We start from the raw sequence: 23734 nt of genomic DNA on the forward strand, positions 1-23734 counted from the left end.
AGCGCAGAAAAGTTCCGCGCTCAAGCCGCATAAATAATTTTTCTATTTAAACTGTATACTTGACAGGCAATAGTGCCCTTAGCTTGGTCAGGGCGTTTTATATTTTGCAGGTATTCAGAATCATTAAACTTTGCCACTTTAAAATCATCGGTTGTAAGCGCCGCCAGAACGAGTGATTGATTAGTTTAAGACTATTAACTTATGCTTTTTAATGCGTTAAGCTATGCCCAATCTTAAAAATCAATTTGAAAGCGAGGTAATTTATATGCAAGCAACTATTCCAACGGAGCAACGCAGTGAACGCCAGATTGCCAGCAACATTTTAAAAGGATCTTTGGGCAATATGATTGAATGGTTTGACTGGTATGTCTATGCCTCGTTCGCCATTTATTTCTCAGGGGCCTTTTTCCCAGCCAATAACCAAACAGCGGAACTTTTGGCAACTGCTGGTGTTTTTGCAATTGGCTTTTTCATGCGGCCGCTAGGATCATTCGTGATGGGCCGTTTTGCAGATCGCAGGGGACGTCGCGCCGCATTGACGCTTTCGGTTTCAATTATGGCGGCCGGTTCATTGGTTATTGCACTAGTCCCAACCTACGCACGAATCGGCATCTGGTCACCAGTTATCTTGATTGTGACACGGCTGATCCAAGGCCTTTCATTAGGTGGTGAATATGGAACTTCAGCTACCTACATGTCGGAAATGGCATCACCAAATCGACGCGGCTTTTACTCATCATTTCAATACGTTACATTGATTGGCGGTCAACTGAGCGCGCTGCTTGTACAAATTTTTCTACAAGCTGTTTATACTAGCCAACAGCTGTACGACTTTGCCTGGCGAATCCCATTTGCTATTGGCGCGGTTGGTGCGATGATTGTTTTGTGGCTACGACTCTCAATGGAAGAATCCGATCAGTTTAAGTCCAGTAATCGCAATAATCGTCAAGCTGGCACGCTGCGACTCTTAGCTCACTATCCAAAACAAGTGCTGACGGTCGTCGGGATGACGCTTGGCGGCACGATCAGTTTCTATACCTACACGACCTATCTGCAACAGTTTATGATCAACACGACCGGCCTTTCCAAAAAAACAGCGGCTATGATCAACTTCTTGGCATTACTGGTCATGGTTATACTGCAGCCTTTATTTGGTCACCTGTCAGATCGGATTGGCCGCAAGCCATTACTGATTTTCTTTGGGATTGGCGGTACGCTGTGCACGGTTCCACTATTTACGCTACTGGCTGGCGCGTCAACTGCCTGGGAAGCACTATTATTGATGATTATTGGGATCGTCATTGTTTCTGGTTATACATCGATCAACGCCATTGTCAAGGCTGAGCTTTTCCCATCTGAGATTCGGGCATTGGGCGTGGGCATGCCTTATTGACTTACCGTTGCCCTGTTTGGTGGTACCGTTAACTATATTGCTTTATGGCTTCGTTCCATTCACCTCGAATCTGCTTTCTTCTGGTATGTATCAGGCGCGGTATTTATTTCATTATTAGTCTATGCCTTCGTACTCAAACCAGGGTCGTTGATTGATGAAGAAATGACCGAATCTACTACTGATTAAATTGTAAGATTGATAAGACTGCATGATTTTTAACTGAGACTAAAGTCACGGGATTTTCGGCTAGGCATAATTAAAAGACAGCTTGATCTTACCACCCAGTGTATTGCTAAGCTTTTGCAGATCAACCAAGCTGACGGTTTCAGCCTTGGCATCTTCCAAAGCATTAAGTTCAGCCAATGGGACACCGGCTGCATGACTTAAAGTTTCGCGAGTCCATCCCTTAGCTTGGCGCAATTTGATGATGCGATAGGCTAGTTTGGCAGCCGGATCTAATTTAACGGCTTCTTCCAACGGCTTTTGATGCGTGGCAGCATAAATCAGGTTCGTCATCTTCTTTTTAGTCAGGCCGCCCTTGACATGACGGGCAAAGAAATTAAGGTTGTCTTGACCGATTTTCTCGCCCAGGTCATTGGTTAATTTATGCATTGCCTGGTAAGAGTCATAGGAGTTGTCCTTCAATTCTTCAAAACGGGCTTCCAGTTGTTTACGGATGTCTTTTTTCTTCATGTCCAGTTCCTCCTCTGAATTAATTAAGCTATAGGATATCACTTTATCGATTTATTGTAAGCGGTTTATCCGAATTGCTTTTAAAAATCTCATGCCCACTGACATGAGATTCCTTAACCACTGAGGGCTAGCTTGCCCCTGCCAAACAATTGAGCTTGGCAATCGCGGAGGTGAGGAATCGAACCTCACTGCTGGGAGCATTGCCAACAACAGCGTTTAGACCGGCACTCCGCAAGTTTGTAAATTCTTGAATTGTCCATCGTTGCTTTTATGCTTGGCGTTATCAAATAGAATTCACAAAATCTTCAAAAATCATCTTAACGCATCTGCATAGTTTTGTCAAACAGACGTTCGCAAAAACATTAAAACTCCTCGCTCCATTCTTGAAGCGAGGAGTTTTCACCAAATAACTTTGACGCGCTGACTTAGTTTGCTGATATCGGCAAGTTCAAAAAACTAACAATCTCTTCAGCAATCGCCGCTGGACTCAGCCCATCCGTTTTGATTGTCAAATCGGCACAGGCATCATAATTAACCTGACGCTGGGCCTGCAGATCAGCAATCCCCTTCTCGTCTAAAGACTTAGCCAATGGCCGGCCACTGTCACCGCCAATCCGCCGCAGCGTTTCCATCGCGCTGGCTTTCAAAAGAACTACCGGCGTCGACGTATCTTTAAGTATGGTCAGGTTGTCAGGACGCATTGGCGTGCCACCGCCAGTTGCCAAAATGCCCTGATCAGATTTGATAATGTCAGCTAGTGTATCATGTTCTAATTGACGAAAATATTCCTCGCCATTTTGGGCAAAAATATCAGGAATCGTCATACCAGCACGACGAACGATTTCATCATCCAAATCAGTAACCGATGTATTCAGCATCTTACCCAGCATTCGACTGATCGTGGTTTTGCCACTCCCCATAAATCCTATCAAAATCAGTTCCATCTTGCTTCCTCCTAATGATCTAGTCGTTCACGATCGGCCTTGGCTTTTGAAAAGACGGCAAAGAGCTTTTCTTGGTCATCGTCAGCAATTGCCTGGCGTAGTAACTGCAGTTCATTTAGGTATTCGTCAAGCTGATGAACGATCAGCTCGCGGTTGTTGTGCATGATCGCGCTCCACATGGTCGGATCTGATTTGGCAATTCTAGTCGTTGACTTAAATCCACCCGCGGCCAAAGTCAAAAGTTCAGGATGATCTTTAAAAGTGGCTGCCGATTGGGCAACTAAAGCTGTCGCAATCACGTGTGGAACATGACTGAGCTGGGCAACGATTTTATCGTGTTGGCGCGCATGAATCAAGTACCAATTAACGTTTAGGCCGCTTAAAAGATCTTTGAGTTCGGCAATTCCTCTTGAGCCGCTGGTTGGAATCAAGAAGTAGTAGGCGTCTTTGAAAAGGTCGATTCGCCCGGCTTGAATGCCCGATTCATGCGATCCAGCCATTGGATGACCCCCGATAAACACATTGCCGCGCTCAATCAACGGTTGGGCGGCATCAATAATCGTCTGCTTGGTACTGCCAGCATCGGTAATGACCACTCCCGGCTTTAGCTCCAATTGCGCTAAGTCATGCAGGTCTTTGACAATTGCCGATACGGGCCCGGCAAGAATAATAAAATCAGCCTGATCAGCTTGGTATAGATTGGTCCCCGCATCATCAATCAATCCCTGCTCAATGGCAAAATCCAGCGTTGCCGTGGAGATATCGCTGCCCACGATACGATATTGAGGATGTTTTTGGCGAATTGCCCGAATCAGCGTGCTGCCGATTAGACCCAATCCTTTTACAAAGACCGTCGTCATGCGTGACCGCCTCCTAAAAGCTTTTGCAGATCCTGGAAAAACTTAGGGTATGAAACACTGACCGCATCCGCATGCGCGAGCTGCAGTGGTCGTGGAGCCTTTAATGCCGCAATCGTGTCCATCATACCAATGCGATGATCACCATAGCTATCAAGCTGATCGTTGTTAATTGCCCATTCATTTCTTCCCTCAATGATCATACCGTCTGCAAGCTCTTCAATTTGAACGCCTAATTTACGCAGCTCAGCAACTACGGTTTGAATTCGATCCGTTTCTTTTACCCGCAGCTCTTCTGCTCCCCGAATCGAGCTGGTTCCATCCGCGCAAGCCGCCAACAGCGCAACCAACGGCAACTCGTCAATTACGGCTGGAATATCTTCAGCTTCGATTTGAATCGGCTTGAGCTGACTGGTCGCAATCGTAATATTGCCCAACGGCTCGCCCTTAGTTGGTAGTGTTTCGATCTGTAGGTCAGCGCCCATTTTCTGCAACACGTCGATAATTCCAGTTCGAGTTGGATTTAGATTCACCCGTTCCAACTTAATCTTTGAATCAGGAACAATTGCCCCGGCTGTCAAGAAAAAGGCAGCCGAAGAAACGTCACCTGGCACCTCGACCGTTTGCCCTGTCAACTCCGGCTGTGGCATAACATGAATCGTTTTTTGATCGGCTTCCGTTTCAATTTCGGCGCCAAATTGCCGCAGCATGATTTCGGTATGATTTCTGGTTGGCAGTTTTTCAATAATCGTTGATGGCGTATTGGCCTGTAATGCGGCAAAAATCAATGCACTCTTGACCTGCGCGCTGGCCACTTGCATTTGGTAGTCGGTACCATGCAACTTTTGACCGTGAATCGTCGCCGGCAACGTCCCGGCATCCGTTAGCTCAACCTGGGCCCCAAAATGACTTAATGGCTCACTGACCCGTTTCATCGGGCGTTTTTGCAATGAGGCATCTCCAAAAAGTCGCGTCTCAAAGTCACGGCCTGCTAAAATCCCCATCAACAAGCGCGTAGTCGTGCCAGAATTCCCCATATCCAGAGGCTGTGCCGGCTTGTTTAGTGCATCGATTCCATTGCCGTGAATAACAACGGTCCCCCCATCACGTTCGCTTTTAACACCCATATCATTAAAAGCCTTTAAAGTCGACAGACAATCATCGCCATCCAAAAAATGATGAATTACCGTTTCTCCCTTACTGATTGCTCCCAGCATGACCGCGCGATGTGAAATACTTTTATCGCCAGGTACCGTCAATGATCCATGAAGTCCGTGTGGGGCCGTGGCAAGTTCTTTCATGACGTTTCCTCCTTTAGTATTCGCGCATTTCCTGACGCCAAGCGGCCACTTCAGCCTGTAGACGTTCCAGGCTGGAAGCTTCAAACGCATCCGTAATTGCCTTGGCCAGCTCGATGGCAACGACATTTTCAACGACCAAAGATGCCGGCACGATTGCGGTCGTATCAGAACGCTCAACATTGGCCTTAACTGGTTCATGATTGGTTACGTCAACTGTCTGCAGTGGTTTGTATAAAGTTGGAATTGGCTTCATGGCCGCGTTGATGATAATTGGCATACCATTAGTCATCCCGCCTTCAAAACCGCCCAAGTGATTACTCAAACGTGAGTAGCCGGTTTCTTGATTCCAACTGATTTCATCCATTACCTGACTGCCCAGCCGGACTGCATTTTCAAATCCGTCACCAATCGAGACTCCCTTCATGGCATTGACTCCCATTACGGCAGCTGCCAACTTGCCATCTAATTTGGTGTCCCAACTGACGTGACTGCCTAAGCCAGCAGGTACGTTTTCCGCAACCACGCGGATAATCCCGCCTAACGTGTCGCCATTGCGCTTGGTTTGGTCAATCAATTGATGAATCGCCTCAACTTTGGTGTTGTCAATGATTCTTAAGTCATTTTGGGCAATCAGCATTTCAATTGCCTTGACATTATCAGGTTGTTTGCCGCGAGCATCGATAAAGCCAACCTGCTGTACATAGCCGACGATTGAAATGTCTAACGCGTTCAACAGCTGTTCGCAGATATTGCCGACTGCCACGCGCATCGCCGTCTCCCTAGCTGATGAACGTTCTAAAACGTTGCGCAGGTCACGATGCCGGTACTTCATGCCACCAACCAAATCCGCGTGCCCGGGCCGTGGATGGTTCACCTTGCGTACGGTATTTTCTGGCGTAGCTGGAGAGGTTGGATTCATGATTTCCGACCAATGTGCATGATCGCGGTTTTTGACTGTCAATGCAATTGGTGAGCCTAATGTTACGCCATGACGGACGCCACCAACAATTTCAACCGTATCATGTTCAATTTTTTGGCGGTTGCCGCGTCCATAGCCCCCTTGGCGAGCAGCCAGCGCCTGGTTGATTTGCTCCACATCCAAGTGCAGGCCTGCTGGGATACCTTCTAAGATTCCGGTCAGCTGTGGTCCATGCGATTCACCGGCAGTCAAGTAGTTCATAAATGTTCCTCTTTTCTAATTTTCCCGTTCCGTATTCAGCGTCATTACTCCAGCTTTTTAGCTTCGTCCATAATCGTTTGGAAAATGGCTTGTATTGCCGGCTGCAGCGCTTTATCATCGACTTTTGCTTTTAGCCGGTTCAAAACCGCCTGCTCTCGTTTCTCGTCTCTTATTGGTAGCTTGGCAGCCTGCTTGACCACCCCGACTTCTTTAACAATGGCGAAACGCTGCTCAAGCAATTGCACCAGCTTTTCGTCAATAGCATTGATCTGATCGCGCAGCGCGTTTAATTGTGGATTTTCCATTAGTTATCCTTTCTTTTCAGCAGCCATCACAATTACAGCAACTAAAATTCCAATTCCAGCCATTACCAGATCCCCAGCCATAACAGTTGCCATGTTAATATCAGAAAGCATCCCAGTAATAATTGGCACCGTGAATGAGGCAATGCTGCCAAAGAAGTAGAAGACACCGGTAATCATACCACGGTGGGTTGGGTAAAGTTTCATAAAGATCGTCAGGCCAGTCTGCATAATCCCGCTAGCGGCGCTAAGTCCAAAAGTAAATGAAGCAATCTGCATCAAAAGCGACTGTTCGCTTTGCATGATCACCAGCAATGATACCAAGGCAATCATATTAACAACCAATAGCAGATGCGATTCCTTGACATTGTGTCCCAGTAAGGCAAACAGCACCAAGACGCCGGTAATTGAACCGATACTGTATAGTGAAAGTAAAAAGTGAGCAGCACCATTTGACATGTGTAGCGTCTGTTGCGCAAACATCGTGATCCACTGCGTAAACCAAATCATCAAGGCCATTGAAGAGTAACCGTAAACAATCAAAGCGCCAGTCATGATTTTTTTAGCAGTTCCATTAATTTTGGCATCCTGTTCATGCACCGCATCACCATTGGCTTGGTTGGCAACTGGAAACTTCAGCGGCAAAATCAGACAGAAATTGATAATCAGCAAAGCCACCATTGCCATGAAACTCCAGCCAAACCACATCCCTTGATTAGCCAGAATCGTAACCAGAATTGGCAAGATGAATTCACCAACGGAAACGAAGGCCTTGATTAAAATCGTGTAGGCTCCGTTACCGCCGTTCATTTCCACGAAAGTCGTGTAAGTACCGGCATCCAATGATGAGTTGGCAACCCCTGCCAGAATCGCAAAGGCATAAGCCAGACCAATGTTTTTGGTAAGCGGCATGCCAAAGGCAAACACCGCGTAACAAAACATCCCTACCTCAACGAAAAACTTACGACTGATCTTATCTGACAGAAACCCAGTTATCAAGTATGAGATCAAGCGCCCAATGCCGATTCCTGAAATTACGAATGAAACGATTTTAATTGGCTGATGCCAAGCAACTCCTAAGCTATTCATGTTTTGGGCTAAAATGATCATCCCCATTCCATGAATCAGGTAGTTAAGGTATAGGCTAACGGAAAGTCGTTGTTTAGCCACTGTATTGACTTGATTTTTTGCAATGTCCATAAGTAATCCCCCTTAGTTAGGTATTAAAAAAAGTCAGCCGGTTTCGAGACGTCTGCCTCATCAATCCAGCTGACCTTCTGCACAATACTTTTATGAAGGGATGTACTTAAGGTTGGTTATTTTAAAGAAGAAGTGAACTTCGTCTTTGCTGGATTTGAGATGCCCGGCAAAGACGCGCCAAAATGCGACTCTGCTCAAGCGCTGAACGTCTTGCGTTCGTGCTTGAGCAGCACGAATGCTAAACGAAAGCATAATAAGCAAAGTCGAAATAAAACGCTTGTCGATTTTGGCATTGAAGTTTCATAATGGCTTCCCCTTTCAATAATTGATTGTTAACATTAAAACACTCTAATCTTATCTCGTCAACCTTTAATTATAAAAAAGATTAATTATTTTTAATTCCCTGATATTTTAGCCTTTTTGTACAAAAAATGATAGTTCAATTCTCATTTTCAACTAATCAATTACCTGAACACCTTCCGTATCAGGTTCGATTTCCAATAATGGATCACTGAGGCCGGCTTGTAAAAGCAACTGTCGAAAGCGCGGAATCCCCTGCTTATCGATAATCGTCATTACGGTTGGACCCGCGCCGCTTAAATAGGTAGCCAGCGCGCCAGCTTCATGACCGATAGCACGAATCTTAACCAGTTCCGGCACCAGACTGGCGCGCGACTGCTCATGAAACTCGTCGGCCTCCATCAATTCACCAACCAGATCATAGCGATTGGCAAACAGTCCGGCTACCAAGACGTTAGCAATCGCGCTGCCATGCGTTGCCTGTTTGAGTGTCATGCTGTCTGGCAGTACGGCTCGAGCATCGGCGGTTTTTAGATTATACGAAGGAATGTAGACTGCCAGCGCGTAAGGCAACAATGGCGCTTTAATGGCGTCAAAATGGCCATTGACATTGGTACCAATCACCAATCCCCCCAAAATTGCTGGCGCTACGTTATCTGGATGCCCTTCGATCTCACAGGCAATTGCTACTTTTTCATCATTGCTCATTTGCAGCTGACCAAGCGTATTGGCTAATTCAATTCCGGCTACGATAGCACTGGAACTGCTGCCCAAACCATGAGCAACTGGAATTACCGACTGCATTTTCAAGTGATGCGGTGCCAGATCCGGTTTGATTTTTAAGGCAGTATCAATGATCATATTGGATTCATCATGCGGCAGATCTTTAAAATCATGATCAATCACCCACTTATCGCTTGGTTCCAACACGTCCAGCGTTAAATAAAGTGACACTGCCATGCCGATTGAATCAAATCCTGGACCCAGATTGGCACTGGAAGCTGGCACTTTAATCTGCATAATCATTCCCCCTAGTTTTCAAAAACCTTGTAAGCCGCATTCAGCTTAATCGAGTCAGCATTATACAGCTGATGTTTAAGCTTAGTCAATTGACTTTGCGACAGCTCATGCGTAATGACGGCAACGTGAGCAATCCCTTCATCTTTGATTGGCGACTGTACGATCTGGCTGAAGCTGGCTTTAACATCCGCCATGATCTTAGTAAATTTAAGCATTTGACCGGAAACGTCCGGCATCGTGAGCGAAAGATAGTATGGGTAGGAAACATCATCCGGATCTGCCGGTACATACTCATTTTGATAAGTATTGAACGCATGGCCGCTGGTACCCATGATCAAGTTCTTAACTTCTGAAGTAATATCACTCAAAACACTGTTGGCAGTTGGCAGTCCACCAGCACCTGGCCCATAAAACAGCGTGTCCCCAACGGCCTTACCGGTAACCATAACGGCATTGAACTCATTGTTGATCGTTGCTAATGGATGATCTTCCGGCACCAAGGTTGGCGCAACATCAACAAAAACACCACCATTGATAACCTTGGCTGAACCGACCAGCTTGATAACATAGCCGAGCGATTCGGCTTGACTGACATCAAAAGCATTTAAAGTGTCGATTCCTTCAGTCTTAAAGTCATCAATCTTAAGCTGCGTCCCAAAAGCAAAATAGCTCAAAATGATCATCTTATAGGCCGCGTCTTTACCAGTGACGTCATTGGTCGGATCTGCTTCAGCAAAACCAAGCTCTTGCGCCTTCTTTAGTGCCTCATCATATGTCCAGTGCTTTTGGTTCATCTGGGTCAAAATATAGTTGGTCGTACCATTAACGATCCCCTTAACCTCTAGAATGTTGTCGGCTGCAAAGCTGTTGACGATCGTACGCAGGATTGGAATCCCCCCAGCTACACTGGCTTCATACATCAAGTCACAGTGATTCTCGTAAGCTAGAGCGGCTAGTTCCGGACCGTATGAAGCAATCAAGTCTTTGTTTGCAGTTACAACGCTTTTATGTGCCTTTAACAGACGCTCGATATATTCTTTGGCAGGATGAATTCCCCCAATCAGCTCAACGACGATTTGAATCTCATTATCATTAAGCACTTCTTCAAATTCAGTTGTTAGTTTGATGTCAGCAGCTGCATTTTGGTGCTTTTCTGGATGACGAACCACAACTGTTTTAACTGACAGTTCACGACCAATAATATTGCGAATCTTACTCTCGTTGTTTTCAATCATTTCTAAAACACCAGAGCCGACCGTACCCAGCCCCAGCAGTCCCAGTTTGACAGTTTCCATAGCGCTACTCCATTCTCTGTAGTTTTTAATTAAATTTTCATATTTATGATTGTAACATGGACTATCCATAGGCTACAATATTTAAAAGAATTCTACCAAACCACTACCGTATTAAGAATGGAGGATCACAATGAACTATCGCAGTACGCGTGGTAATGTTAAAGATGCATTAAAATCAAGTGACGCCGTTGTTCAAGGACTGGCCCCAGATGGCGGATTGTACGTTCCGGTTGACTTTCCCAAACCAGCGTACGATCTGGAGGAATTAATCCAGCTGCCCTATCAGCAACTGGCAAAGACGATCCTGCAATGGTTTTTTGATGACTATCCTGAAGACCAGCTGGCTGATGGTACAACCAAGGCCTATGCCAGTCAATGGGATGATGATTCAATCGCGCCATTGAGTCGTGAAAAAGCCGGCTTTAACTATCTGGAGCTTTATCATGGTCCAACCCTGGCCTTCAAGGATATTGCCCTGCAGATGCTGCCACAATTGATGACCAAAGCCGTTAAGCTCAATGGGGTTAATCGTGATATCGTAATCCTAACCGCAACGTCTGGTGACACTGGAACGGCTTCAATGCGCGGTTTTTCCAATGTTGATGGCACGCAGGTAATCGTCTTTTATCCAGATGGTGGCGTCAGTCCAGTTCAGCTAAAGCAGATGCTGGGGCAGCCGGGGCAAAACCTTACCGCTGTGGCTGTTAAGGGGAATTTTGACGATGCCCAGACTGAAGTCAAGCAGATCTTTAACGACCAGGCCTTTAACCAGCGCTTGATTGACAATGGCTACCAGTTCTCCTCTGCCAACTCAATGAATATCGGCCGGCTGATTCCACAGGTTGTCTACTATTTCGCCGCTTATGGTCAGCTGGTTGAACAAGGCCAGATCAAACTTGGCGATGCGATCAACTTCACCGTACCAACTGGAAACTTTGGTGACATTCTGGCCGGCTGGTACGCCAAGAAGCTGGGACTGCCAATCAAAAAGCTGATCTGCGCCTCAAATGAAAATAACGTCTTGACCGATTTCTTTACTACTGGCAAATATGATCGGCGACGCGCCTTTCATCTAACCTCTGCACCAGCCATGGACATTCTGGTTTCTAGCAACTTGGAACGACTCTTGTTTGATGTTTATGATGAAGATGCGCCAGCCGTTAAGAATTTGATGGAACAACTGCAAAACGATGGCTGGTATCAGATCACTGCTGCTGCCAAAGCCAAGCTGGATTCTGAATTTGCGGCTGGTTACGCTACGCAGAGCCAGGTCGCGGGTGAGATTAAATATGTCTATGAAACCAGCGGCTATTTGATTGATCCGCATACCGCCGTGGGATCATTTGTCGCTCGTCAATATCAAAAGAACAGTGATGATCAGACGCCAATGGTTATCGTTTCAACCGCCAGCCCATATAAATTCCCAGAAACCGTCTATCATGCTTTGACTGGCCAGGATACCCAACAGCAAGGTCTGCCAGCCATCAAGCAGCTGCATGACCTGGTGGGCGGTGAATTAACTGCTGGAGTCAAGGAACTGTTTGATCATCAGCCACGCAAGGAATCATTGGTTGCACCTGATGAAATGGAAAAACTGATTGCTGAGGTTCTGGAGCTGAAGTAATCATCTGTATGAGATGCCCTGATCGGATTAAATCCGGTTGGGGTTTTCTATTGACAATTTTTTGATCGGTGATATTTATTTGTCTTTTGTTTGGAAATTTCAGTTAAGGTAAATTTGTACTGTTATGTTAAACCGGTTGGCTAATAAAATAAGAAAACGCCATCAGGATGATTACCCGATGACGTTTTAAGTCAATTATCTTAACTTGCTATTTTTCAGACTTAGCCAGCTTGGAAATCGTCCGCATAGTCTGCTGATCCTTAGTCGTACCGTAAAATTCTGCCTTACGTTTGGCGTTCAGTTGATTGACCAGTTCTCTGATTTCATGATTTTGTGCTAGTTTACGCGTTGGCAATGGAATAAAGGCATTAACTGCAATAATGGCCATTACGACCCCGATGATCCGCGCACCATAAAACGAAATATTTAAAAACAGAATCGTTACGGCAGCTACGGCAAACAGGACCGTATTAAAGTACAGCGGCCAGTGGGGATTATGCCGCTCTTTTTGACCAAGGTTAAAATGCAGATCGTATTTTTCACAGGCCAGCTTGGCGTATGAGTTCATCGTATTCCAATAAAACGCCAGGCCGACCAGTGCGATCATCCCCAGCAGATTTAGCAGATCAGTTCCAACGATACTGCGCAGCGCTAAAAATACCATAACAGCAATCAAGGTTACGATATAGCCAGCTATTAAAGGATGTCGTACGGAAAATTTTTGCATTTTAGTGCCTCCAGAATTTTGATTAGCTCTATTATAAAGCCCTTTCAGTTTTTGAGCAAGCGTTTGCACATTCCGATGTATTACTTTTTATGCGTCCCATCTCTCAGCAATACTTAAAATTATTCAGCAGATCCGGTTGACAAATTAACAATCTGTTTCTAAAATGATCTTAATCAAAATAATGAAAAGTTAGTGAGAGTAGTAACCGTCTTTTCTAATTTTAGCGAGCGTGATCTGGTGCAAGCACGCATTGGCAAATATGGCGAAATGAACTCATTGTTAAATGGAGCGGGTGCAAGCTACGTTCCCGGTTGACCACCGTTATCAGTCGTGGAGGTCATTGATTTTCAATGACGAACCAAGGTGGTACAGCGCATTAAAACGCCCTTGAGCTTTCAACTCAGGGGCATTTTTTATTATGAAAGGATGAAAGAACAATGCGAATCAATGCTGAAGATGAACGTAAATACATTCAAACCGTTTTTGATAAATTAGGCTTTAGAAAAGAGGATGGCGCCTTAATTGCTGATACGCTGGTTGATGCTGATCTGCGGGGAATCTCCTCACACGGGATCCAACGACTCTACTGGTACCGCAGTATGATCAATGATGGCATCATCGTTCCACAAAACCACGCCAAAATTTTAAAAGAACTGCCTGGCGCCGTTTTAGTTGATGCCAATCAAAATATGGGGCATCTGGCAGCCGGTCTGGCTATGGACAAAGTAATTGAAAAAGCCAAGCAGATTGGGGTCGGCATTGGCGTTGTTCGCAATTCCAACCATTTTGGCATTGCGGGTTATTACGTTCGCAAGGCTCTTGATGCGGGGCTGTCCGGAATTGCTTTGACCAACACGCGGCCTTTGGTAGTCCCAACCAATGCCACTGAAGCATTCCTAGGATCGAACGCCTTTGCGTTTGGCTTCCCGGCCTCACCGCATCCTTTCATTTTTGACGGTGCTACTTCTGTGGTTGCTGGCGGCAAGATTCAGCTGGCGGACAAAAAAGGCATTGAGCTGCCAGGCAACTGGGTCGTTGATAAGAATCGTCAAGTCGTCAAGGATCCTAAAGAAGCTGAAAGCATATTGGCAACCGCGGCCTTTGAAGAAGAGCAAAAAGGCGGCGGTCTCTTGACACTGGGCGGCAGTGAGGTCAACTCCAACTACAAGGGCATGGGCAACTCCATCGTCGTTGAGATTCTAACTGGTATTTTAGCCCAAGGTTCCATTTCAGCTGATACCAACACGGGTAAACACGACTTCAGCCAATTTGTCTTTGCTTTTGATCCGGCCTTCTTTGGTGACGTTGAAACACTTAAGGCCAATGCTACCAGCATGTTTGATCGGATTCGCCATCTCAACCACGTACCTGGCAAGACAATCTGGGTACCAGGCGACCGCGAATACAAGAACCTGGCTGAAAATCAAAATCACGGCGTTAACATTGATGCCAAGACGATTGAACAAATGCAGGAAATCGCCGCTGATCTGCACATTGAAATGCCGGCAGCGGTTTAATATGAGAATAAATCAAAAGTCGCCACGGAGTTTTTCCGTGACGGCTTTTATTAATTAATTCTGATTTTACGGCCAATCATCAAGCTGCCCTATTTTTCGCAGAATTGCCCGCGCGACTGCCATCCCACCGGCCTCATTGAGATGCAGATGATCACCAAAATCATAAATTTTTTTGAGACCGCCTTTATCATCAAGCAGCAGCGGATCCAGATCAACGACCCATGGAAATTTTATCAATTCTTCGTTAATTAATAAACGGCGCTGCTGAGCATCAAGCAACACACCGGCTTGTTTCTCATCTACTCGCGGCGAGAATGGCGGAATCGTTGTTAAAATCAGCGGACAATGGCGTTCATCCAAGATATGCTTTAATTCACTGACCCCAGCTAGATATTGAATTGGCGTTACCAGTTCATGAGTCGATTGAGCGTCAATTAACGGTAAAACCAGATCATTACTGCCAATCAAGGCAATTACTGGATGCGGAAACGAATAAACTGGATGCGTAACTCTTTTTAGCAGGGCCTGACCAAACGTTTGATAAAGCGGACCGTCTTGCGGTGCATCATGCAGCAGCCGATTGCCGGAGATTCCCGTATTGACTACCACGCCCTGTCCTAAAAGCTGCTTAATCAGTCCGGTCTCAATCATCCCAGTTTCGGCCGATGAATCACCCGTCAGCTCAATAATTGGCATTTTTTCAGCTGTCCAGACCTCTAGGCAGCTTATGCAAAACCAGCCTTTGCGTGCCTGCCAGTTATGCGGGAGACGAGGCGTTGCCGTTGTCGAATTGCTATTGATGGCATTATAAAACGTCTCATCATAAACACAGCTAAAATCAACATATGACTGGTTACACGTTGCACACATCCTAAAATAAAGCGGCTGGCCAGCAGTAACCTGAAACGGCAAGGTATCGGTTTGCGCCGTACCATGACTGGCGATGACGATTCGCGTTTGACCGCCACGTGTAATCATTTTGGCACCTTGCATTTTTTCATTGTCGCTGACTTCAAGTCGATCAAAAACCAGTGGCTCATCTCCAAAGTGGTTATGTAGCTGCAAGCGCAACCCATCGCCGCTGACCTGGGGTGTAATCTTGATTAATTGCGTCAGTTTTTTCATTTTAAAAGGCAGCCCACTGAAATCATGTGGTAAGCGGCTGTAAGCAATCTGCCATCCCATTTGCTGGCCTCCTTTCTTCATAAAAAAGGGCCGACGCTATAACACGCCGGTCCCTACCTGCTGACCAAGGACTGCTAAATTATCGTTCAAAGCTGTTGAGAAGCAGTCGTTTGGGTGCTGGAAATTTTAATGCTGCTTGGTCAGCAGATCGACAACGTCTTTGGGATCAATCCCCACAAAGTAGCGTTGCAGATCAAGTTTTGCCAATGCCTGCTGCATAGTATCCTGATCATATGGCTGACCCTTTAAGGCATCTTGAACGTCTTTTACGTCACCAGTGCCAAAGAAGTCGCCATAGATCTTAACATCATTAATCTTGCCGTCTTCAACCAGGAAACGAGCATCAATGGTTCCGCCATCGAAATGCTGCCGTTTTTTGACCGAGAACTTTGGTGACTTGCCATATACCCAGTCCCAATTGTCATAATAGCGTTTTTCCAATTCAGAAATCGCCGCTTCATCTTCAGGCGTCAGCTGATATTCAAACTGCTTGGCCTCCTCGATCGAATCGACATGCCAGATACGTTTGATTAATTCATCTCTAAACTGCTGCGTCGTCAGATTCTGGAATTCGGGCTTTAAACATGGCTTAACGTTGGTAACGCGCGCCCGAACTGATTTAATGCCTTTTGACTCAATTTTATCTTTTGGGACGTGCAATGCAGAAGCAACCGCGCTGGTATCAACGTCATACATCAACGTCCCATGCGAGAAGGTGCGGCCATTACGGGTATACATGGCATTGCCGGAGAACTTCTTGCCATCAATCACGATATCGTTGCGACCAGTAGTTTCAGCCCCAGTTGCGCCCATGTCATGCAGTGCATCAACAATCGGCTTAACCAGGTCCTTAAAGTCGCCGAATCGAATCTCATTGGCAGGAACGACAAAGCTAAAGCACATGTTGCCCAGATCCTGATACATCGCGCCGCCACCCGACAGACGCCGTGTAATCGTAATGTTATGTTCACGACAGTACTCGGCATTAATTTCTTCCATCGTGTTTTGATTGCGTCCCACGATAATGCAAGGCTTTTCGATATAAAACAGCATGAACGGCAGCTTCAGCTTGTCGCTGTTCATCAGATACTGCTCGGTTGCCAGATTGCGACGGATATCCTCACTAGGCATTGCTAAATATTGCATTCGACACCACTGTTCCCTTCATCCAATTTAAATATTGGTTGGCATTCCAAGACCCACATCTGCAGCATCCATCAGCGTTTCTGACAGCGTTGGGTGCGGATGAATCGTCAATGCAATGTCATCAATCTCATTTCCTGATTCGATTGCCAAGGTCAGCTCGCTGATCAGATCAGAAGCATCCGGCCCCACGATCTGAGCACCGACCATGACATGCGTATCCTTCATGAATACCAGCCGAACAAAGCCTTCCGTTGCCTTCATGGATACGGCTCGGCCATTAGCCATGAATGGGAACTTGGCGGTTTTGACGTCCAGGCCCTTTTCCTTGGCTTGTGCCTCGGTCAGTCCCGTGGTAGCAATCTCATTGTCCAGGTAGCAGACAGCTGGCATTGCGTGGTAGTCGACGGTTGTTGGCTTACCAGCGATCGCCTCAGCTGCCACTTTGCCTTCGTAGCTGGCTTTATGTGCCAAGGCAGCTCCAGCCACGATATCACCGATTGCGTAAATGTTCTTAACGCTGGTCTGACCCTGGGCATCAACTTCAATCAAGCCACGATCAAGCTTGATCCCGGCTTGTTCCAGTCCCATTTCCTTGGTGTTGGGACGCCGACCAACCGAAACAACTACATAATCGGTATCCAGCGTGTGTTCTTCATCGCCCACAGCATAGGTAACCTTGACACCATCTGCGGTTTGTTCAGCCTGCTTGGCCATCGCATTGGTAATTACGTCAATCCCCTTGGCCTTGAAGTCCTTTAAAGCAACCTTGACCAGATCAGGCTCATAGTTGCCCAGAATCGACTTGGTACCTTCCAGAATCGTTACGTGAGCGCCAAAGTTGGCAAAGGCATTGGCCAGCTCACTGCCGATGTAGCCACCACCGATGATGACCAGATCCTTTGGTACTTCCTTTAAGGCCAGAGCGCCCGTGGAATCCAATACGCGGCCCTCAAACTTAAAGCCTGGAATCTCGATTGGGTGACTGCCCATCGCCAAAATTAAGTGCTTGAACGTGTAGGTCTGACCATGCTGATCATTGATAACACGCAGGCTGTGGTCGTTCTTCAAATAAGCTGAGCCCCAGATCACGTCAATCTTGTGCTCCTTAAACAGGAAGCCAACCCCATTGGTCATTCGCTTAACGACACTGTTTTTAAACGCTTGAACCTTTTCAAAATCAAGTTTGGCATCAGCAACCTCAATACCTTGATCAGCTGAGTTCTTGGCCGTTTGATAGTTATGACCGACTTGAATCAAAGCCTTTGATGGAATACAGCCGACGTTTAAGCAGACGCCGCCAAGATAGGTACTTTCGACAACTGCAACCTTTTGTCCCATTTCGGCAGCGTGAACGGCAGCCACATAGCCGCCAGGGCCCGCACCAACGACAATGGTATCCAAATCAATTGGGAAATCTCCAACAACCATTCGTGATCATCCTTCCATTAAAAGCAGTTCTGGGTCGCTCAACAGCTCGTGCAGACGGTTCATAGCCCGTTGCGCCGTCCCACCATCAATTACCCGGTGGTCGCAGGTCAACGAAAGCTTCAGAACCCGAGCAACCTTGATTTCGCCATCTTCAACAACCGGTTCCTGAACGATCTTGCCCATACCCAGGATGGCTACTTCTGGCCAGTTAACAATTGGGGTAAAGAAGCCACCGCCGATTGAGCCGATATTGGTAATGGACATGCTGGTATGGCTCATGTCGTCACCCGATAGCTTGCCGTCCTTGGCCTTTGCCGTATTAGCAGAAATCTGCTTGGCAATGTCAAACAGGCTCATGGAATCAGCATGCTTGATGTTTGGTACGAACAGGCCGCGATCAGTGTCGGTAGCAATTCCAACATTGATGTAGTCACGGTAGACGATCTTTTCATCAGCCATGTCAACCATAGAGTTAAAGATTGGGAATTCCTTTAAGATAACCGCCAGTGCCTTGGTCATGTATGCCATGAACGTCAGATGAACGCCATGGTCCTTAGCCAGTTCCTTGTACTTCTTGCGGTGATCCCAGAGCTTGTCAACTACAACGTCTTCAAAGACCGTGATCATTGGGGCTTGTTGTACAGAGCAAATCATGGCCTTAGCCGTAGCGCGACGTACCGGCGTCATCTTTTCTTCATGCTCTGGCCATACTGGCGTAGCCTTAGGCAGTGCCGGCTGTTCTACGGAAACTGCAGTGGCTGGTTTAGCCTTTGACGTTTCAGAAGCAGCGGCTGCGGCAGGTGCAACACTGGCAGCTGGAGCAGCTTTGGCACCACCAGCCAAGAAGGCATCAACGTCCGCCTTAAGAATCTGGCCATGGTGACCGGTACCAGCAATCTTGGTCAATTCAGCACCCTTTTCACGAGCATAACGACGTACGGCTGGCATTGCCAGTACTGGCAGTGAATGGTCTGCAGCTGCTGGAGCGGGAGCGGTAGCAACTGGAGCGGCTTTAGCAGGAGCCGGAGCAGGCGCCGCGTCGCCTTCAACGTTGCCTTGACCGGCTGCAACCTGCAGTTCAACCAGAACTTGGCCAACCTTGACGTCATCGCCCTTTTCAAAGTTGATCTTAGTAACCGTACCGTCAACTGAAGAAGGAATTTCTGAAGTTGACTTGTCGTTTTCAATTTCAACCATGTCAGCATCCTTAGCAATCGTATCGCCGACCTTGACGTGCCATTCGCCAATCGTACCTTCTGCCATCCCTTCGCCCAGTTCTGGCATCTTGAACTGATAGATTTCAGCACCGCCAGCCGGAGCAGCTGGGGCCGATTTGGCGTCTGATGCTGCACTTTCATCAACGTTGCCTTGACTATCAGCAACCTCAAATTCAATCAAAACTTGGCCGACTTTGACGTCATCACCTTTTTCAAAATTGATCTTGGTTACCTTGCCATCAACTGGAGAAGGAATTTCTGAGGTTGACTTGTCGTTTTCAATCTCAACCATGTCGGCATCCTTGGCAACGTCATCGCCAACCTTGACGTGCCATTCACCAATCGTGCCTTCTGCCATTCCTTCGCCCAGCTCTGGCATCTTGAATTCGTATTTGCTCATTGATCTTCCACCTCGCGATTAAAAGTTGACGGTTTCCTTAACCTTATCAACAATGTCTTGCTTGTTAGGCAGCCATACTTCTTCGGCATCACTGAATGGATATGGCGTGTCCGGAGCAGCTACCCGAGCAATTGGGGCATCCAGGTACAAAATGCCTTTTTCACCGATCAGCGAGGCAATCTGACCGCCAACACCGGCCTGCTTTTGAGCTTCTTGAACCAGTACGACGCGACCCGTCTTCTTGACGGATACCAGAATCGTATCTTCGTCAAGTGGAGCCAGCGTCCGCAGATCAACAACTTCGACATTGATGCCTTCTTTAGCCAGTTCATCCGCAGCTGCCAGGCTTTCTTGAACCATGTAGCCATAGGTGATGATGGAAACGTCCGTACCTTCACGCTTAACGGCTGCCTTGTCCAATGGAACGGTGTAGGCTTCGTCAGGCACTTCTTCTTTAACGGAACGGTACAGCTTCATGTGTTCGCAGAAAAAGACTGGATCATCGGAACGAATTGCTGATATCAAAAGCCCCTTGGCATCGTATGGACCGCTTGGCACAACCACGCGCAAGCCGGGAACCTGAGTCAGCAAGCCTTCAAAGCTATCGGAGTGCAGTTCAGGCGTGTGAACCCCACCACCAAATGGAGCCCGTACCGTAATTGGGAACTTGCGCGAGCCACTCATCCGGAAGCGGTAACGTGCCATTTGCCCAGCCAGTTCATCAAAAGCTTCGTAGATAAAGCCCATAAACTGCAGTTCTGGTACCGGACGGAATCCTTCCAGCGCCATCCCGTTGGCCAGGCCGATAATGCCTGATTCAGCCAGTGGCGTGTCAAATACTCGATCTTCACCGAATTTTTCTTGCAGGCCATCCGTTGCCCGAAAGACACCACCATTTTTACCAACGTCTTCACCAAAGATCATTACCTTGTCGTCATGAGCAAGCTCTTCATCCATGGCAGCCGTAATTGCCTTGATCATTGTCATCTTAGCCATGATTACTTAGCCTCCTTTGCCTGATAAGCATCCAACTCTTTTTGAATTGCTGGTGGCGTAACCACATATTCGTTTTGCATCAGTTCGGTGACGGTTTGAGCTGGTTGGGACTCAACCTTTTCCATTGCGTCATCGACTTCTTTGTTGGCTGCATCAACGCAGGCCTTTTCCTTGTCTTCATCCCAAAGGCCCTTGCTCTCTAAGAACTTGCGCATCCGAATCAGTGGATCCTTCTTCAGCCAGACGTCTTCTTCACTTTCGGAACGGTAACGATGAGGTACGTCACCGGCAGTAGTGTGTGGTCCGTAACGGTAGCACAGCGTTTCGATCAAAACAGGACCATTGCCGGCCGTGATCCAGTCGCGTGCCTGCTTGGCAACACTGTAGACTGCCAAGGCATCCATCCCATCGACTTGCAGACCAGGAATCCCACTGGCAACGGCTTTTTGTGCCAAGGTTGGGGCTGCCGTTTGTGCCTTTCTTGGAACCGAGATTGCGTACATGTTGTTTTGAACGACGAACAGTGCCGGTGCCTTAAATGCGCTGGCAAAGTTGACACCTTCGTAAAAGTCACCTTGCGAGGTACCACCATCACCAGTATAGGTGTAGGCAACGTTCTTGCTGCCCTTCTTCTTCAAGCCCAGTGCAACACCGGCCGTTTGGGCATATTGAGCACCAATGATGATCTGAGGTGGAACCGCCTGCAGATCTTCAGGATACTTGTTGCCGTTGACGTGGCCGACACTCCACAAGAAGCCCTTCCACATTGGCAGACCATGCTTTACCAGCTGTGGTACGTCACGGTAGCCGCCAAGCAGAAAGTCATCCTTGCTCATCGCAAAGTTGGAGCCCATTTGACTGGCTTCCTCACCGGCAGTTGGGGCAAAGAAGCCCAGCCGACCTTGCCGACAAAGCTTCATGGTCCGGTCGCCTAAAACTCGTGACCAAACCATTTGCTCAAACAATTCAACCAATTCATCATCACTCAGGTCAGGCATCAGATCGGGATTAACGACTTTGCCATCTTCGTCCAGAACTTGAAGCGGCTTGATTTCGGGGTTATGTTTAAACTCCTCAAAATCCAACTTTTTCATCTAGAACAACCTCCTTTAATAAACGATGAAACGCTTACAAATATATTTTTAAACCATTTTATTTAAAAATCAAGTCTTTTTTCGAAAAAAACGAGGGAAACTTTCTCCATTCACGGAAACGCTTTCCTAGTTGATTTTGTGAAATATTATGCAATAATACTCATTAATTCGTGAAACATTATGCATCAGCTACCAACGAGACGATCTCCTTGTTCAGACCGGTTTCGTTCATGCCGCGATCGACAGCTTCACGCAGGGCTGCAGCAGAATGAGCCATTGCTTTTTGCTCACGTTCATTCAATTGGACATCAATCACCTGTTCAACCCCATGCGCGTTGATTACGGCTGGCGTACCCAGGTAAAGATCATGGACGCCATATTCGCCATTGACATAGGCACCAACTGGTAAGACTGCATTTTCATTGCGCAAGATAGCTTTGGTAATCCGCATCAAAGCAGTGGCAACGCCATAGTAGGTTGCACCTTTGCGATTGATAATTTCGTAGGCTTTGTGACGAGTTTCATTTTCGATTTCCAATAGCCGCTCAATAGAGACATTTTGCTCTTCAGCAATCTTAAGCAGATTCTTGCCACCGATTGAGGCTGAAGAATAGGCCGCAAATTCAGAATCACCATGTTCGCCCAAAACATTGGCGGATACATCAGCTGGGCTGACGTTAAATTCCTTAGCCAATACTACCCGCAGCCGTGCCGTGTCCAGCAGCGTACCGGAGCTGATAACCCAACTGGTTGGGAATCCTGAGATCTTTTGGACGGCATAGGTCAGAATGTCGACTGGGTTGGCAGCTACTAAAAAGATGCCGTTAAAGCCGGACTTAACCACGTTTTGCGTAACATCAGCCATGATCTTGAGGTTCTTGTTGATCAATTGCAGCCGGGTTTCGTCAGGTTTTTGGGCAGCCCCGGCACAGATTACAACGAGATCAGCATCGCGGCAGACTGAGTAGTCAGCAGACTCAACTTTTTTAGGCGAGGTAAAGGCCATAGCATCCTCCAAGTCCAGCGTGTCGCCTTCGCCTTTGCTCTTAGTGTAATTGATAATCGCGAATTCTTCAGCCAATCCCTGCTGAACCATGGCAAATGCATAGGCAGAACCAACCGCGCCGTCACCAATCAGCACGACCTTTTGTTGTCGATAAGACATATTATGATACCCCTTTGTTAATTATTTCATGAACAGGTTGACGTAGATTGGAACCAGAATGTCCATTGCCAACGAAACGATAACTACGGCAACCGAAGCCATGGCCCCTTCAATTGAGCCTAATTGCAGCACCTTGGCAGAACCAACCGTGTGACCGGCAGAACCCAGACCCAGACCAGTACCAACCTTGGAAATCTTCTTCAAGCGGAAGACCTTGATCAAGAAGTTGGCCAGGGCGTAGATGATGACGGCGTTTAAAATACATGCCATGGCAGTAACGGCAGGGTCACCGCCAACCCCCTTGGCAATTGGCATGGCAACAGCAGTCGTTGCGGCTTGTGGCAGCATGGCAGCCGTGGAAACTCGCGACAGACCAAACAGCTTGGAAACCAGTTGAATCCCAAACAAGGAGATAAAGCCGCCGACAAACAGCGTCAAAACAATATCAAGCCAGTACTTCTTGAAAATATCATTTCGACGATACAGCGGAATGGCAAACGCAACCGTAGCCGGGTTTAAAAACCAGAAGATGATGTTTCCGCCTGGCAGGTAGTACTTAGTGTAGACGGCAGCCGTCGTAGAGCCAATGCCCTTGACCCAGATTGCCAAAACCGCAATTCCAAAGACCATCCCGACCAAAAGCGGCGTGAACAAGAAGAACCCATGACTGATCTTAAACAGCCACATTCCCAGCAGATAGCCAACAAGCGAAATAAAGATACCAGTATATGGCAGCATTAGTGATTGAGT

Annotated in this window: 20 protein-coding genes and 1 pseudogene; 3 read left to right on the plus strand and 18 right to left on the minus strand. The window is 47.1% G+C overall.

Going from position 1 to position 23734, the window contains the following annotated elements; translation table 11 throughout:
• Positions 1–265 precede the first annotated feature (265 nt).
• Positions 266–1579: pseudogene (locus QOS03_RS05075) on the plus strand (MFS transporter).
• Positions 1580–1639: 60 nt separating this feature from the next.
• Here the strand turns inward: QOS03_RS05075 and QOS03_RS05080 are convergent.
• The 9 genes from QOS03_RS05080 to QOS03_RS05120 form a co-directional block, all read right to left on the minus strand.
• Positions 1640–2086, minus strand: coding sequence for a helix-turn-helix domain-containing protein (locus QOS03_RS05080; protein ID WP_283575563.1), 447 nt, complete (start codon positions 2084–2086; stop codon positions 1640–1642).
• A gap of 425 nt (positions 2087–2511) precedes the next feature.
• Entirely contained in the window at positions 2512–3030 is a 519-nt protein-coding gene (locus tag QOS03_RS05085; RefSeq protein ID WP_283575564.1) for a shikimate kinase, read from the minus strand.
• An 11-nt stretch (positions 3031–3041) separates the two neighbouring features.
• Positions 3042–3890, minus strand: coding sequence for a prephenate dehydrogenase (locus tag QOS03_RS05090; RefSeq protein WP_283575565.1), 849 nt, complete (start codon positions 3888–3890; stop codon positions 3042–3044).
• Positions 3887–5188 (minus strand): 3-phosphoshikimate 1-carboxyvinyltransferase, encoded by a 1302-nt coding sequence (aroA, locus tag QOS03_RS05095; RefSeq protein ID WP_283575566.1) that lies wholly within the window; start codon positions 5186–5188, stop codon positions 3887–3889. Before aroA ends, QOS03_RS05090 begins: the two co-directional genes overlap by 4 nt.
• 13 nt (positions 5189–5201) lie before the next feature.
• Positions 5202–6368, minus strand: a complete 1167-nt coding sequence (aroC, locus tag QOS03_RS05100; RefSeq protein WP_283575567.1) for a chorismate synthase — start codon at positions 6366–6368, stop codon at positions 5202–5204.
• A 44-nt stretch (positions 6369–6412) separates the two neighbouring features.
• The gene (locus tag QOS03_RS05105; RefSeq protein ID WP_283575568.1) at positions 6413–6673 is read right to left on the minus strand and encodes a chorismate mutase; all 261 of its coding nucleotides are present in this window, start codon (positions 6671–6673) and stop codon (positions 6413–6415) included.
• Between the two features lie 3 nt (positions 6674–6676).
• Complete coding sequence (locus QOS03_RS05110) at positions 6677–7870, minus strand: MFS transporter (RefSeq protein WP_283575570.1); 1194 nt, start codon at positions 7868–7870, stop codon at positions 6677–6679.
• 456 nt (positions 7871–8326) lie between these two features.
• On the minus strand, positions 8327–9190 hold the full coding sequence (gene thrB, locus QOS03_RS05115; protein WP_283575571.1) for a homoserine kinase: 864 nt from the start codon (positions 9188–9190) through the stop codon (positions 8327–8329).
• Between the two features lie 11 nt (positions 9191–9201).
• On the minus strand, positions 9202–10485 hold the full coding sequence (locus QOS03_RS05120) for a homoserine dehydrogenase (protein WP_283575572.1): 1284 nt from the start codon (positions 10483–10485) through the stop codon (positions 9202–9204).
• Positions 10486–10615: 130 nt separating this feature from the next.
• On the opposite strand from QOS03_RS05120, the gene thrC reads away from it, so the two are divergent.
• Positions 10616–12109 carry a threonine synthase gene (gene thrC / locus QOS03_RS05125; RefSeq protein ID WP_283575573.1) on the plus strand — a complete coding sequence of 498 codons (1494 nt, stop codon included), beginning with the start codon at positions 10616–10618 and terminating at the stop codon, positions 12107–12109.
• A gap of 208 nt (positions 12110–12317) precedes the next feature.
• On the opposite strand, the gene QOS03_RS05130 is transcribed toward thrC, so the two are convergent.
• The gene (locus QOS03_RS05130; protein ID WP_283575574.1) at positions 12318–12836 is read right to left on the minus strand and encodes a hypothetical protein; all 519 of its coding nucleotides are present in this window, start codon (positions 12834–12836) and stop codon (positions 12318–12320) included.
• Between the two features lie 437 nt (positions 12837–13273).
• Between QOS03_RS05130 and QOS03_RS05135 the strand changes: the two genes are divergently transcribed.
• Positions 13274–14353, plus strand: coding sequence for an Ldh family oxidoreductase (locus tag QOS03_RS05135; RefSeq protein WP_283575575.1), 1080 nt, complete (start codon positions 13274–13276; stop codon positions 14351–14353).
• Between the two features lie 66 nt (positions 14354–14419).
• On the opposite strand, the gene QOS03_RS05140 is transcribed toward QOS03_RS05135, so the two are convergent.
• The 8 genes from QOS03_RS05140 to QOS03_RS05175 form a co-directional block, all read right to left on the minus strand.
• A complete protein-coding gene (locus QOS03_RS05140) occupies positions 14420–15538 on the minus strand; it encodes an SGNH/GDSL hydrolase family protein (RefSeq protein WP_283575576.1) in 1119 nt (372 codons plus the stop codon).
• A 126-nt stretch (positions 15539–15664) separates the two neighbouring features.
• Complete coding sequence (locus QOS03_RS05145; RefSeq protein WP_283575577.1) at positions 15665–16684, minus strand: lipoate--protein ligase; 1020 nt, start codon at positions 16682–16684, stop codon at positions 15665–15667.
• A gap of 27 nt (positions 16685–16711) precedes the next feature.
• Positions 16712–18112, minus strand: a complete 1401-nt coding sequence (gene lpdA, locus QOS03_RS05150; RefSeq protein ID WP_283575578.1) for a dihydrolipoyl dehydrogenase — start codon at positions 18110–18112, stop codon at positions 16712–16714.
• 6 nt (positions 18113–18118) lie between these two features.
• Positions 18119–19729, minus strand: a complete 1611-nt coding sequence (locus QOS03_RS05155) for a 2-oxo acid dehydrogenase subunit E2 (protein WP_283575579.1) — start codon at positions 19727–19729, stop codon at positions 18119–18121.
• An 18-nt stretch (positions 19730–19747) separates the two neighbouring features.
• Complete coding sequence (locus tag QOS03_RS05160; protein ID WP_283575580.1) at positions 19748–20725, minus strand: alpha-ketoacid dehydrogenase subunit beta; 978 nt, start codon at positions 20723–20725, stop codon at positions 19748–19750.
• 2 nt (positions 20726–20727) lie between these two features.
• The gene (pdhA, locus tag QOS03_RS05165) at positions 20728–21819 is read right to left on the minus strand and encodes a pyruvate dehydrogenase (acetyl-transferring) E1 component subunit alpha (RefSeq protein ID WP_283575581.1); all 1092 of its coding nucleotides are present in this window, start codon (positions 21817–21819) and stop codon (positions 20728–20730) included.
• A gap of 178 nt (positions 21820–21997) precedes the next feature.
• A complete protein-coding gene (locus QOS03_RS05170; RefSeq protein ID WP_283575582.1) occupies positions 21998–22984 on the minus strand; it encodes an L-lactate dehydrogenase in 987 nt (328 codons plus the stop codon).
• Between the two features lie 21 nt (positions 22985–23005).
• Positions 23006–23722 (minus strand): LrgB family protein, encoded by a 717-nt coding sequence (locus tag QOS03_RS05175; RefSeq protein ID WP_283575583.1) that lies wholly within the window; start codon positions 23720–23722, stop codon positions 23006–23008.
• Positions 23723–23734: the final 12 nt, after the last annotated feature.

Source organism: Limosilactobacillus pulli (assembly GCF_947381555.1).
GTDB classification, from domain to species: Bacteria; Bacillota; Bacilli; order Lactobacillales; family Lactobacillaceae; genus Limosilactobacillus; species Limosilactobacillus pulli.